Source organism: Limnohabitans sp. TS-CS-82 (genome assembly GCF_002943475.1).
The window spans coordinates 127,084-139,573 of the sequence record NZ_PTQX01000016.1 but is presented as its reverse complement, the minus strand read 5'-3'; the positions used below and the strand labels follow the sequence as shown (position 1 = coordinate 139,573).

Annotated in this window: 11 protein-coding genes; 5 read left to right on the top strand and 6 right to left on the bottom strand. The window is 56.8% G+C overall.

Features of this window, described 5'->3' with window-relative positions:
• Nucleotides 1-62: 62 nt before the first annotated feature.
• Nucleotides 63-872 carry a GntR family transcriptional regulator gene (locus tag C5F52_RS24740; RefSeq protein WP_104801033.1) on the bottom strand — a complete coding sequence of 270 codons (810 nt, stop codon included), beginning with the start codon at nucleotides 870-872 and terminating at the stop codon, nucleotides 63-65.
• Between the two features lie 144 nt (nucleotides 873-1,016).
• Between C5F52_RS24740 and C5F52_RS24735 the strand changes: the two genes are divergently transcribed.
• From C5F52_RS24735 to acnB, 4 genes are read left to right on the top strand one after another with little or no spacing between them, the layout of a single operon-like run.
• Nucleotides 1,017-2,003 (top strand): malate dehydrogenase, encoded by a 987-nt coding sequence (locus C5F52_RS24735; protein WP_104801032.1) that lies wholly within the window; start codon nucleotides 1,017-1,019, stop codon nucleotides 2,001-2,003.
• Nucleotides 2,004-2,022: 19 nt separating this feature from the next.
• Nucleotides 2,023-3,003 (top strand): CoA ester lyase, encoded by a 981-nt coding sequence (locus tag C5F52_RS24730; protein ID WP_104801031.1) that lies wholly within the window; start codon nucleotides 2,023-2,025, stop codon nucleotides 3,001-3,003.
• Nucleotides 3,004-3,015: 12 nt separating this feature from the next.
• Entirely contained in the window at nucleotides 3,016-3,621 is a 606-nt protein-coding gene (locus C5F52_RS24725; RefSeq protein ID WP_236658001.1) for a hypothetical protein, read from the top strand.
• Between the two features lie 37 nt (nucleotides 3,622-3,658).
• Nucleotides 3,659-6,250, top strand: a complete 2,592-nt coding sequence (gene acnB, locus C5F52_RS24720; RefSeq protein WP_104801029.1) for a bifunctional aconitate hydratase 2/2-methylisocitrate dehydratase — start codon at nucleotides 3,659-3,661, stop codon at nucleotides 6,248-6,250.
• A 101-nt stretch (nucleotides 6,251-6,351) separates the two neighbouring features.
• Here acnB and yegQ read toward each other — a convergent pair whose 3' ends face one another.
• Together yegQ and C5F52_RS24710 are read right to left on the bottom strand one after the other, a co-directional pair.
• Nucleotides 6,352-7,719, bottom strand: a complete 1,368-nt coding sequence (gene yegQ / locus C5F52_RS24715) for a tRNA 5-hydroxyuridine modification protein YegQ (protein WP_104801028.1) — start codon at nucleotides 7,717-7,719, stop codon at nucleotides 6,352-6,354.
• A gap of 32 nt (nucleotides 7,720-7,751) precedes the next feature.
• Complete coding sequence (locus tag C5F52_RS24710) at nucleotides 7,752-8,723, bottom strand: tripartite tricarboxylate transporter substrate binding protein (protein ID WP_104801027.1); 972 nt, start codon at nucleotides 8,721-8,723, stop codon at nucleotides 7,752-7,754.
• An 89-nt stretch (nucleotides 8,724-8,812) separates the two neighbouring features.
• Here C5F52_RS24710 and C5F52_RS24705 point away from each other — a divergent pair, with 89 nt between their 5' ends.
• Nucleotides 8,813-10,033 carry an FAD-dependent monooxygenase gene (locus C5F52_RS24705; protein WP_104801026.1) on the top strand — a complete coding sequence of 407 codons (1,221 nt, stop codon included), beginning with the start codon at nucleotides 8,813-8,815 and terminating at the stop codon, nucleotides 10,031-10,033.
• 6 nt (nucleotides 10,034-10,039) lie between these two features.
• Here C5F52_RS24705 and C5F52_RS24700 read toward each other — a convergent pair whose 3' ends face one another.
• The 3 genes from C5F52_RS24700 to C5F52_RS24690 are packed head-to-tail and all read right to left on the bottom strand — an operon-like array spanning nucleotide 10,040 to nucleotide 12,488.
• Nucleotides 10,040-10,345, bottom strand: coding sequence for a YkgJ family cysteine cluster protein (locus C5F52_RS24700; protein WP_104801025.1), 306 nt, complete (start codon nucleotides 10,343-10,345; stop codon nucleotides 10,040-10,042).
• 2 nt (nucleotides 10,346-10,347) lie between these two features.
• Entirely contained in the window at nucleotides 10,348-11,277 is a 930-nt protein-coding gene (gene argF / locus C5F52_RS24695) for an ornithine carbamoyltransferase (protein WP_369954232.1), read from the bottom strand.
• 2 nt (nucleotides 11,278-11,279) lie between these two features.
• Nucleotides 11,280-12,488, bottom strand: coding sequence for an aspartate aminotransferase family protein (locus C5F52_RS24690; RefSeq protein WP_104801023.1), 1,209 nt, complete (start codon nucleotides 12,486-12,488; stop codon nucleotides 11,280-11,282).
• Nucleotides 12,489-12,490: the final 2 nt, after the last annotated feature.

Below are 12,490 nucleotides of genomic sequence, written 5' to 3'. Positions count from 1 at the left end.
ATGTCAAAGCAACTTTAAATTCTATTTCACTTCACCAAACTGACATGAGGGTTTCACGCCTGTCAGCTCAAAGCATTACGGTAGTGATGCGTGTCAGTTCTATAGAGTCCTCGGCGCAGTTCCATGGGGGTGTCGTTGTAGGTGTAAGCCACGCGCTCCACGCTCAGTAACGGCGTGGCTGCGTCGACCTTGAGCAGTTCGGCTTGCTCGGCATCAGGGTTGACAGCGCGGATGTTTTCATCGGCGCGCACCATGCGCACGCCAAACTCGGTTTCGAACAACGCATACATCGGTCCGCTGTAATTACTTAAGCGTTCGGCGGTCAATCCTTTGAACGGCGCGCCAGGCAGCCACAGCTCTTCCAAAATGGTAGGGACGCCCGCATAAGCCAGCACGCGACGCACTTGCAGCACGGGGTCGCCGCTGCGTAGGCTGAGCGCGCGGGCCACGTCGGCACTGGCGCGCAGGCGCTTGCAGTCGATGATGGTGCGCTCGGCAGGGCCTTCGCTTTGGGTGTCGCCGTTGTCGGGCTGCAGCTTTAAGAAGCGGTATTGCACATGCTGTTCGGCGTGTGTCGCCACAAATGTGCCTTTACCTTGGCGGCGCACCACCAAGTTTTCGGCGGCCAGTTCGTCAATGGCTTTGCGCACCGTGCCTTGGCTGACGCGAAAACGGGCGGCTAGGTCCATCTCACTGGGGATGGCTTCGCCCGGCTTCCACTCACCAGACTGAAGGCTTTGAAGGATCAAGCCCTTGATCTGTTGATACAGCGGGCTGAAGGCGGGGGTGAGGCCAGGCGCACCCAAAGCATCGCTGCCCGTATACGGCGGGTTGGCGATGGTTGCAAAAGTGGGCGCGGAGTTGGTGGCCATTTTTTATTGGTTTGGCGCGTGTGCGTCAGTTCTTTGTCAAGCTCGTATCATATCTTCTATAAGACATAAGACAGACGGTTTGCCCGATTTCGCGGGTAAACTCTGCCCATAATCTTTTTTTAATCACTACTTGGAGTTTTCCCCATGAGCAAGAAGCCTGTTCGCGTTGCCGTCACTGGTGCAGCTGGTCAAATTGGTTACGCACTGTTGTTCCGTATCGCCTCTGGCGAAATGTTGGGCAAAGACCAACCCGTCATCTTGCAATTGTTGGAAGTGCCTGTTGAAGGCCCACAAAAAGCCCTGCGCGGCGTGATGATGGAACTCGAAGATTGCGCGTTCCCTCTGTTGGTCGGAATGGAAGCCCACGGCGACCCAATGACTGCATTCAAAGACGTCGACTACGCTTTGTTGGTCGGTTCACGTCCACGTGGCCCAGGCATGGAGCGCGCTGAATTGCTCGCCATCAACGGCGCGATCTTCACGGCTCAAGGCAAGGCTTTGAACGCTGTGGCTTCTCGCGACGTGAAAGTTTTGGTGGTCGGCAACCCCGCCAACACCAACGCTTACATCGCCATGAAGGCAGCGCCTGACCTCAAGCCAGGCAACTTCACTGCCATGCTGCGTTTGGACCACAACCGTGCTGCGTCTCAAATCGCTGCCAAGACTGGCAAAGCAGTGGCCGACATCGAAAAATTGTGCGTGTGGGGCAACCACTCTCCAACGATGTACGCTGACTACCGCTTCGCCACCATCAAGGGCGAGTCTGTCAAGACCATGATCAACGACCAAGAGTGGAACGCCAACGTGTTCTTGCCAACCGTTGGCAAGCGCGGCGCCGCCATCATTGATGCACGCGGTTTGTCTTCTGCTGCTTCTGCTGCCAACGCTGCCATCGACCACATGCGCGATTGGGCTCTGGGTACCAACGGCAAGTGGGTGACCATGGGTATTCCATCACAAGGCTGGTACGGCATTCCAAAAGACGTCATGTTCGGTTTCCCCGTGACCTGCGAAAACGGCCAATACAAAGTGGTCGAAGGTTTGGAAATCGACGCATTCAGCCAATCTTGCATCGACAAGACTCTGAAAGAGTTGACTGACGAGCAAGCTGGCGTTGCCCACTTGATCTAATTCTCAACAGAGAACTAGAGTGAGCCATCCGCGCGACGTTCTGTTGGGTTCGCAAGCAGGTAGCGTTCAGCTACCCGTTTGTGACCACTACAGCGGTGTCGAAGCGCGGATGCGCAAAAGCTTGCAGCTGCAAGCCGAAATGACGCAAGAGTTTGGAACCTGCGTCTTTGATGTGACCCTTGATTGTGAAGACGGTGCCCCCGTGGGCGGCGAGGCAGAGCATGCCGCGCTGGTCACCGAGTTGGCATTGAGTGCCGCACCCGAAGCCCGTGTGGCTGTGCGTGTGCACCCCGTGGATCACCCCAGTTTTCAAGCAGACATGGCCACCATTGGGGCACAAGCTGCCCACCGCTTGACGCACATCATGGTGCCCAAGGTTGAGTCAGTGGCCGATGTGCAACTGGCCGAACAAGCCTTGGCTCAAGCGGGCGCCAAGAATTTGGCCTTGCATGGGTTGATTGAGTCTCCCGCTGCGGTGCACCGCGCGTTTGACATTGCCGCGCATCCGCGCGTGCAGTCGCTCAGTTTTGGTTTGATGGACTTTGTGTCGGCTCACGGTGGTGCGATTCCTGCACACGGTATGGGGGCACAAGGTCAATTCACCCACCCGCTGGTGGTGCGTGCCAAGCTGGAGATTGCCAGTGCCTGCCATGCCCACGGCAAAGTGCCCTCGCACTGTGTGGTGACCGAATTCAACGACACCGCCGCCATGCGCGCTGCAGCCCAGCGTGCTGCGCACGAATTTGGCTACACCCGCATGTGGAGCATTCACCCCGCGCAAATTCGCCCCATTCTTGAGGCCATGGCCCCAGATGCCGCCGCCATTGAAGTGGCCAGCGAAATTGTGTTGGCTGCGCGTGCTGCTCAGTGGGCGCCCATCAGCCACAAAGGTCAGTTGCATGACCGCGCGAGTTACCGCTTCTTTTGGCAAGTGTTGGAACGCGCGCACAGCACGGGCTGTAGCCTTCCAGCTGAAGTCCAGTTATTCTTCAAGGATTAACAGGAGATGGCTATGCACAAGATGATTGCAATGTTGGCTTTTGCTTTGGCAAGCACGTCTTGGGCTGCAGAGCCTGCCAAGGCTCAAGCGAGTGCGCCTGTTAAATCGCCGGTCAAAGCTCAACCCGCCAAGCCCGCTGCAGTGAAACAAGCCGCAGTCAAGGCTAAGCCAGCAGCGCCTAAATACTATTACGTCAGAGCGACGCCTTTGGTTGCGTTGCCGATTGCCGCGGCGGCTGCACCTGTTGCTGCCCCCCAAGTGCAAACGGCTACGCCTGAAGTGGGCGAGGTCCACACGGGGCGCATGATGTGTGAGTTGGGTAACTCGGTCACCGTCACGCCAGACCCGCAACTTGCCTCGCGCTTCATCGTGCAGATGAAGAAAAACACGTACTACATGACGCCCGTGGAAACCACCACCGGCGCCGTGCGATTAGAAGATGCGCAAGCTGGCGCAATGTGGCTGCAGCTGCCCAACAAGTCGATGTTGATGAACAGCAAGTTGGGTCAGCGTATGGCCGATGAGTGCCAAAGCGATCACCAAACAGTTGTTGCACATCGCATGAAGCTAGACCCGCCGCCTAGCTTGCTGGATGCGTCCACCCTTGCCAAGAAATAACCCTTTTAATTTTTGATTTGATAGACCGGAGAAAACCATGTTGAAAGCCTACCGTGAACACGTAGCCGAGCGCGCAGCGCTGGGTATCCCTCCCTTGCCATTGGACGCTAAGCAAACGGCTGAATTGATCGAGTTGATCAAAGCCCCCGCTGCAGGCGAAGAAGCGTTTTTGATGGACTTGTTGACGCACCGCGTGCCACCAGGTGTGGACGATGCTGCCAAAGTCAAAGCTTCATTCTTGGCTGCTGTGGCTCACGGTGAAGTCAAGGTTGGCTTGATCTCCAAGTCCAAAGCCACCGAGCTGTTGGGCACCATGGTGGGTGGCTACAACGTGCACCCCCTTATCGAATTGCTCGACGACGCTGAAGTTGCCGCTGTGTCCGCTGAAGCTTTGAAGAAAACATTGTTGATGTTTGACTTCTTCAACGACGTCGCTGAAAAAGCCAAGGCCGGTAACGCCAAAGCCAAAGAAGTCATGCAAAGCTGGGCCGATGGCGAGTGGTTCACCACACGTCCTGAAGTCGAAAAGAAAATCACCGTCACCGTGTTCAAGGTGCCCGGCGAGACCAACACCGACGACTTGTCTCCAGCGCCTGACGCATGGAGCCGTCCAGACATTCCATTGCACTACTTGGCAATGTTGAAAAACACCCGCGAAGGCGCAGCGTTCAAGCCTGAAGAAGATGGCAAGCGCGGCCCTATGCAATTTGTTGAAGACCTGAAGAAAAAAGGCCATTTGGTTGCCTACGTGGGCGACGTGGTGGGTACAGGTTCTAGCCGTAAGTCGGCCACCAACAGCGTGATCTGGGCGACAGGCCAAGACATCCCATTCGTGCCAAACAAGCGTTTCGGCGGTGTGACTTTGGGCGGCAAAATTGCCCCCATCTTCTTCAATACCCAAGAAGACTCTGGCGCATTGCCTATCGAAGTGGACGTGACCCAACTCGAAATGGGTGACGTTATCGACATCTTGCCCTACGACGGCAAGATCGTGAAAAACGGCGCTACCGTGACTGAGTTCAAACTCAAGAGCGATGTGTTGTTTGACGAAGTGCGCGCCGGTGGCCGTATCAACTTGATCATCGGTCGCAGCTTGACTGCCAAGGCTCGCGAGTTCTTGAACTTGCCAGCCTCTACCTTGTTCCGTTTGCCCACAGCGCCTATCGCGACCAAAGCCGGTTTCACATTGGCTCAGAAGATGGTCGGTCGTGCGGTTGGTTTGCCAGAAGGCCAAGGCGTTCGCCCCGGCACATATTGCGAACCCAAGATGACGACCGTGGGTTCACAAGACACCACAGGCCCGATGACACGCGACGAGTTGAAAGACTTGGCCTGCTTGGGCTTCTCTGCTGACATGGTCATGCAATCGTTCTGCCACACAGCGGCTTACCCCAAGTCAGTGGACGTCAAAACACACCGCGAATTGCCAGCGTTCATCAGCAACCGTGGCGGCGTGGCTTTGCGTCCAGGCGACGGTGTGATTCACTCTTGGTTGAACCGTTTGTTGTTGCCTGACACCGTCGGTACTGGTGGTGACTCTCACACACGTTTCCCCATCGGTATCAGCTTCCCGGCTGGTTCTGGCTTGGTGGCTTTCGGTGCGGCCACAGGCGTGATGCCTTTGGATATGCCTGAGTCCATTTTGGTTCGCTTCAAAGGCGAAATGCAACCAGGCGTGACATTGCGCGACTTGGTACACGCCATTCCTTTGTATGCGATCAAGCAAGGTTTGTTGACTGTTGCCAAGGCTGGCAAGATCAACGAATTCTCTGGTCGCATCTTGGAAATCGAAGGCTTACCAAACCTCAAAGTGGAACAAGCGTTTGAATTGTCTGACGCGTCTGCCGAGCGTTCTGCTGCTGGTTGCTCGATCAAACTCAACAAAGAGCCAGTGGCTGAGTACCTCAAGTCCAACGTGGTTCTGATGAAGAACATGATTGCTGATGGCTACGCTGACGCACGCACTTTGGCTCGTCGCATTGAGAAGGTTGAAGCATGGTTGGCTGCGCCAACTCTGCTCGAAGCCGACAAAGATGCTGAGTACGCACACATCATCGAAATCGATTTGGCCGACATCAAAGAGCCCATCGTGTGCTGTCCGAACGACCCAGATGACGCCAAGTTCTTGTCTGAAGTTGCTGGCACTCACATCGACGAAGCCTTCATCGGTTCTTGCATGACCAACATCGGTCACTTCCGCGCAGCTGCCAAGTTGCTCGGCGGCCAACGTGACATCCCTGTCAAGTTGTGGGTGGCACCTCCAACGAAGATGGACGAGAGCGAGCTGATCAAAGAAGGTCACTACGCTGCATTCGGCACAGCCGGCGCACGCACTGAAATGCCAGGCTGCTCGTTGTGCATGGGTAACCAAGCGCAAGTGCGTGAAGGCGCGACTGTGGTGTCTACCTCCACACGTAACTTCCCCAACCGTTTGGGTAAGAACACCAACGTGTACTTGGCTTCTGCCGAGTTGGCTGCCATCACCTCGAAGATGGGTAAGTTCCCAACCGTGGCCGAATACCACGCTGCAATGGGCGTGGTGAACAGCGACGGCGCAGCCATCTACAAGTACTTGAACTTCAACCAGATCGACGAGTACGTTGAAACTGCCAAGGGCGTGACAGCGTAAGCTGCCTGCGTCTTCACCCAGCACTTCGGTGCTTGGGTTACAAAACTAAACCCCGCAAAGCTCGCGAGCCTTGCGGGGTTTAGTTTTTGAGCAGATGCGGCTTAGAACATGCGAGCCAACAAACCACCTTCAACAGGACCATCGACAGGAATCCACACGTGCGTGGGGCTGCCTGCAGCCACGTCAATCGACGCACCGTTTTTGTCTTTCATCTGCTCAAGCTTCACCTTGCGGTTGCCGCTGGGGTGAATGATTTCGATGGTGTCGCCGACTGAGAATTTGTTTTTGGTTTCGATTTCAGCCCAGCCGTCAGCCACAGCACGCACCTCGCCCACAAACTGGCTGCGGTGAGCGATGGAGTGACCGGTTTCGTAGTTTTGGTAGTCGTTGGCAGGGCGGCGGTCCATCAAGCCTGCGGTGTAGCCGCGGTTGGCCAAGCCTTCGAGTTCGGTGATGAGCTCGGGGTTGAACGGGCGGCCCGCCACGGCATCGTCAATCGCGCGGCGGTACACCTGTGCGGTGCGGCTCACGTAGTACAAGCTCTTGGTGCGGCCCTCAATCTTGAGTGAGTCCACGCCGATTTTGGTTAGGCGCTCCACGTATTCCACAGCACGCAAGTCTTTGCTGTTCATGATGTAGGTGCCGTGCTCGTCTTCCATGATGGGCATGAGCTGACCGGGACGGCCTTTTTCTTCGAGCAAGTAAATGTTGTCGGCGGCGGGGTGGCGTTCACCATTGCCGCACGAAGAAAAGCTGGACTCTGCTTCTTGCTGTGACTTGGCAAAGTCAAAGTCGCCTTGCATAGCAACAGCCATGGCTTCGCCGGTGTTGGGGTCGGTGGCGCTGGCTTGTGTGCCGTACTCCCAGCGACAGGCGTTAGTGCAAGTGCCTTGGTTGGGGTCGCGGCGGTTGAAATAGCCCGACAGCAAGCAGCGCCCTGAGTAGGCAATGCACAACGCGCCGTGCACGAACACTTCGAGTTCCATGTCAGGGCACTCTTGGCGGATTTTTTCAATCTCATCAAAGCTAAGCTCGCGCGACAAGATGATGCGCTTCACGCCCACGTTTTGCCAAAACTTCACAGCCGCCCAGTTGACGGTGTTGGCTTGTACCGAGAGGTGAATGTCCACCTCGGGCCACTTTTCGCGCACCATCATGATGAGGCCAGGGTCGGCCATGATGAGGGCGTCGGGCTTCATCGCGATGATGGGTTCGATGTCACGTATATAGGTGCGCACCTTGTCGTTGTGCGGCAGCAAGTTGCTGGTCAAAAAGAATTTTTTGCCACGTGCATGGGCTTCGGCAATGCCGATACCAATTTGTTCCAAGCGGAACTCGTTGTTGCGCGCGCGCAAGCTGTAACGGGGTTGGCCGGCATACACGGCATCAGCGCCGAAGTCATAAGCGGCTCGCATTTTGTCGAGCGAACCTGCAGGCAACAGGAGCTCGGGGGCTTTGAGTGTGGTCATAGAGGTGTGCTGCTTACAGGGCAGCTAAAAAATCATTCAGGGTCGATTTTCGCATCCCGCACGACTTTTGCCCAACGTGGGGCTTCTGCTTTGATGAGTGCCGCAAATTGCTCGGGCGTGCCGCCACCCACTTCATTGCCTTGGCTCAAGATTTTTTCTTTCACCTCAGCGGTTTGTAGTGCTTGGTTGCACACCGTGTTGAGCTGTTTGACCAGTTCGGGGGACATCCCTTTGGGGCCAATCAGGCCTTGCCAGTTGAGTACTTCAACTTCAGGGAAGCCTTGTTCGGCCATCGTCGGCAAGTTGGGCAACAAGGGCGAGCGTTTTTTGCTGGTGATGGCCAATGCGCGCATGCGGCCACCTTGAATGGCGGGCATAGCGGTGTACATCTGTTCAAACATCATGTGCACTTGGCCGCCCATCAAATCGGTGGCCGCTGCAGAGCCGCTTTTGTAGGGGGCATGAATCATGTCGATGCCGGCCGCGTGCTCAAACAAAGCACCGCTCAAATGGTGCGAGCCACCAATGCCGCCCGAGCCGTAGCTGAGTTTGCCGGGCGATGCTTTGGCGGCGGCCACGAGGTCTTTGACCGTCTTGTACGGCGAGTCGTTGCGCACCATCAAGATGAGGGGACCGCGCTCAATCAGGCAAATGGGGGTGAGGTCGTTCAGCGGGTCGAAGTTGAGCTTTTTGAACAAGGCCTGGTTGACAGCCAAGGGCGCGAAGTTGCCCATGCCCAAGGTGTAGCCATCGGGCTTGCCGCGAGCAATGGCTTCGGTGCCAATGTTGCCGCCAGCGCCCGCCTTATTGTCAATGATGATGGGCTGGCCCAAGAGGGTGCCCATGGCTTTGGCCACTTGGCGTGAGCGGCTGTCGGCGTTGCCGCCTGCCGCATAGGGGCAGATCCAAGTGATGGTTTTGCTCGGGTATTTATCTTGAGCCAAGACGGATGTAGATACAAGGCCTAAGCCCGCTGTCGCTTTTAGCAATTGACGACGTTGCATGTCGAAGTCTCCTTGGTATTAAAGATTTCATTCATCATAGGCGGACCCGCGCCGTATTGAGGTGATGCAGACATAGCACAATCACGTATATGAATCGAAATGTGTTGATTGCAGGGGGCGGTATTGCAGGCATGGCCACAGGCTTTGCGCTAGCCCGTGCAGGAGGACAAGCTGCAGTAATTGAGCGTGCGCCTGAGTTCTCAGAGGTCGGGGCTGGCGTGCAGCTGGGACCCAACGTGACGCGCATTTTGCAAGCGTGGGGTTTGGGTGACGCACTCAAACACGTCGCCGCATTTCCTGCGGGCTTGCAGGCCCGCAGCATGAACACGGGTGAGGTACTCGCGATCTTGCCTTTGAAAGACGCGGTGAGCACTTACGGCGCACCGTACGTCACCCTCCATCGCGCTGATTTGCATGGTTTGTTGTTGCAGGCGGCTGTGCGCGAAGGCGTGCAAGTGCACCGTGACGCGGCGGTGCAACGCGTCGACCAAACGCCTGATGCCGTCATGTTGGATGTAATGCAACACGCGCAGCTTCAACACCATCACGCTGCCATGGCGGTGGTCGCCGATGGCGTGTGGAGTCCCTTGCGCCAACAGTTGCTGGGCGATGGCTTGCCCGCTTTCACAGGTCATGTGGCTTACCGCACATTGGTGGCGCAAGCCGACTTGCCTGTGCATTTGCGCAGCCAAGATGTGTCGGTATGGATGGGCGAAAAAGCCCATGTGGTGAGCTACCCTGTGCGCGGCGGTGAATACCTGAACATCGTGTGTTTGGCTGAAGGCCGTTTGTTGGACCACGATGCCAACAATCTCACAGCCTTACAAACATGGAATGCGCAGAAGTCAGAGGCGCAAACGTTGGCCGAGTTGCACCATGCCTTGCGCGGCGCCTGTGCGCCGTTGACTGATTTGATGGCGGCTTGCAGCGATTGGCGTTTGTGGCCCTTGTGCGGCAGACCCGCTATGCAAGGTGCGCACGAACATGTGCAAGGGCGTATCGCGTTGGTGGGTGATGCCGCGCACCCCATGCTGCCGTACTTGGCTCAAGGTGCGGGCATGGCGATCGAGGACGCCTCTGAACTGGCTGTGCAGTTGGGCCAAGTCGCCGCAGAAGGTGTGCCGCAGCGATTGCAAGCGTTTGCCCAAGCCCGCTGGGAGCGCAATGCACGTGTACAAGAAAGGGCGGTGCGCAATGGCCAAATTTTTCATGCGCAAGGGCCGATGCGCGTGGGGCGTGACATGGGCTTGCGCCTGATGGGCGCGCGTTTGATGGATGTGCCGTGGCTGTACGGCTATGGCCGCAGCTAAGCGGGCTTAGTCGAGCGCCGACAAGCCTTGGCGCATGCGTGCACGTTGGCAAGCATCACTGCCTTCTTCAAACTCTCGGCAAGGGGAGGGACGCCATTCGTAAATGCCGCAGGTAGCTTTCTCGCCCACTTTGCCACTCAGTGCGCCGCAGCGTGGCGGCGAGTAATCAGTACCACGCATGCGGCACATCGTGGCTGTGAGTTCTTGGCCCAAGCCTGTGGGCACAGAGCCGCCGTGCGTGTCCATTTCTTCCACGCTGAAATCCACCCGAAAACTGGCGCAGCAAGCGCCGCAGCTGGTGCAGGCCGACATGCTTATTGACGTCCGAGCAGCAGGTACTCCATGAGCGCTTTTTGCACGTGCATGCGGTTTTCGGCTTCATCCCACACCACGCTTTGTGGGCCGTCGATCACGTCGGCCGACACTTCTTCGCCGCGGTGTGCAGGCAAGCAGTGCATGAAGAGGGCGTTGGGTTTGGCCACGGCCATCATCTCGTTGTCCACGCACCAATCGGCGAATGCTTTTTTGCGCGCTTCGTTTTCAGCTTCATAGCCCATGCTGGTCCACACGTCGGTGGTGACCAGGTCTGCGCCTTCGCAGGCTTGCATGGGGTTGGCAAATACTTTGTAGCAATCGGTGTTTTTCAGGCCCGCAATGGCGGGATTCACCTCGTAGCCACTGGGCGTGCTGACGTGGACGGTGAAGCCCAGCATGTCTGCGGCTTGCAGCCAAGTGTTGGCCATGTTGTTGCCATCACCCACCCACGCCACCACTTTGCCTTTGAGGCATTCGAGCGGATGCACGGTCAAGCCGCGGTGTTCGACGAAGGTGAACAAATCCGCCATGATTTGGCAGGGGTGAAACTCGTTGGTCAAGCCGTTGATCACGGGCACGCGCGAGTTGGCGGCAAAGTTGCTGATTTTGTCTTGGCCGTAGGTACGAATCATCACCAAGTCGGTCATGCGGCTGATGACTTTGGCGCTGTCTTCAATGGGTTCAGAACGGCCCAGTTGGCTGTCGCCCGTGGTCAAGTGAACCACCGAGCCGCCCAGCTGATACATGCCAGCCTCAAAGCTCACGCGTGTGCGCGTGGAGGCCTTCTCGAAAATCATGGCCAGCGTGCGGTCAGCCAGCGTGTGGTGTTTTTCGTAGGCTTTGAATTTCTTCTTGATCAGCGCTGCACGTTGGAACACGTACGCGTATTCATCCGCCGTGAGGGAGGTGAACTGCAGGTAATGTTTGATCGTCATGCTTTTTCTGCCAAGAAGGTTTTGATCAGAGGCACCAAGATGGAAATCAATTCATCACACTCAGCTTGGGTGATGATGAGTGGTGGCAACAAACGCACCACGGTGTCAGCCGTGACGCTGAGCATCAGGCCTGCATCCAAAGCACGCTGCATGATGGCACCGCAAGCGCGGTCGAGTTCAATGCCAATCATCAAGCCTTGGCCGCGAATGTCTTTCACGCCCGCTTCATTGGCAAGCTCACGCTCGAATGCGTTGGTCAGGTACTCACCCATGCGAGCCGCATTGCCCATGAGGTCGTCTTTTTCCATGATGCGGATGGTTTCTAAACCCGCGCGCACGGCCAGCGGGTTGCCGCCGAATGTGGAGCCGTGGGTGCCCGCAGTTAATACGCCTGCTGCTTTGGGCCCAGCGACCACCGCGCCAATTGGCACGCCTGAAGCCAAGCCTTTGGCCAGTGGCATCACATCAGGCACCACGCCTGCCCATTGGTGGGCAAACCATTTGCCTGTGCGGCCCATGCCGCTTTGCACTTCGTCGACCATCATCAACCAATCGTGTTGGTCGCACAGGGCGCGCACGTCACGCAGGTAGTCCATGTGCATGGGGTTGACGCCACCTTCGCCTTGGATGGTCTCCAAGAACACAGCCACCACATTGGAGTTGCCTTCAGTGGCTTGCTTGAGTGCGTCGATGTTGTTCACGGGCACACGGATGAAGCCTTCGAGCAAAGGCTCAAAGCCTTTTTGAATTTTGGGGTTGCCCGTGGCGCTGAGTGTGGCAATGCTGCGACCGTGGAAGGCTTTTTCGTAGACCACGATTTGTGGGTTGTGGATGCCTTTGTCATGGCCGTATTTACGTGCCAATTTGATGGCGGCTTCGTTGGCTTCCAAGCCGCTGTTGCAATAGAACACATTGGTCATGCCCGAAAACTCGACCAGCTTGGCGGCCAGCTTTTCGGCATTGGGTGTGTAGTAGTAGTTGCAGCAGTGAATGACTTCGGTCATTTGTTGCTGCAAGGCGGCCACAAACTCGGCGTGGTTGTGGCCCAGGGTGTTGACGGCAATGCCTGCCAATGCGTCTAAATAGGTACGACCTTCTGTGTCCCACACGCGGCAGCCTTGACCGCGTGCAATGGCGATGGGCAAGCGCCCAAAAGTCGGCATGACATGAGGTTCTGTAGGCACTGTGCGTGTAGCGGATGACATGT

Bases quoted from the DNA above. Each gene is read 5' to 3' on its own strand.
- C5F52_RS24740 (WP_104801033.1), bottom strand. From the start codon at position 872: ATGGCCACCAACTCCGCGCCCACTTTTGCAACCATCGCCAACCCGCCG.
- C5F52_RS24735 (WP_104801032.1), top strand. From the start codon at position 1,017: ATGAGCAAGAAGCCTGTTCGCGTTGCCGTCACTGGTGCAGCTGGTCAA.
- C5F52_RS24725 (WP_236658001.1), top strand. From the start codon at position 3,016: ATGCACAAGATGATTGCAATGTTGGCTTTTGCTTTGGCAAGCACGTCT.
- acnB (WP_104801029.1), top strand. From the start codon at position 3,659: ATGTTGAAAGCCTACCGTGAACACGTAGCCGAGCGCGCAGCGCTGGGT.
- yegQ (WP_104801028.1), bottom strand. From the start codon at position 7,719: ATGACCACACTCAAAGCCCCCGAGCTCCTGTTGCCTGCAGGTTCGCTC.
- C5F52_RS24710 (WP_104801027.1), bottom strand. From the start codon at position 8,723: ATGCAACGTCGTCAATTGCTAAAAGCGACAGCGGGCTTAGGCCTTGTA.
- C5F52_RS24705 (WP_104801026.1), top strand. From the start codon at position 8,813: ATGAATCGAAATGTGTTGATTGCAGGGGGCGGTATTGCAGGCATGGCC.
- C5F52_RS24700 (WP_104801025.1), bottom strand. From the start codon at position 10,345: ATGTCGGCCTGCACCAGCTGCGGCGCTTGCTGCGCCAGTTTTCGGGTG.
- C5F52_RS24690 (WP_104801023.1), bottom strand. From the start codon at position 12,488: ATGTCATCCGCTACACGCACAGTGCCTACAGAACCTCATGTCATGCCG.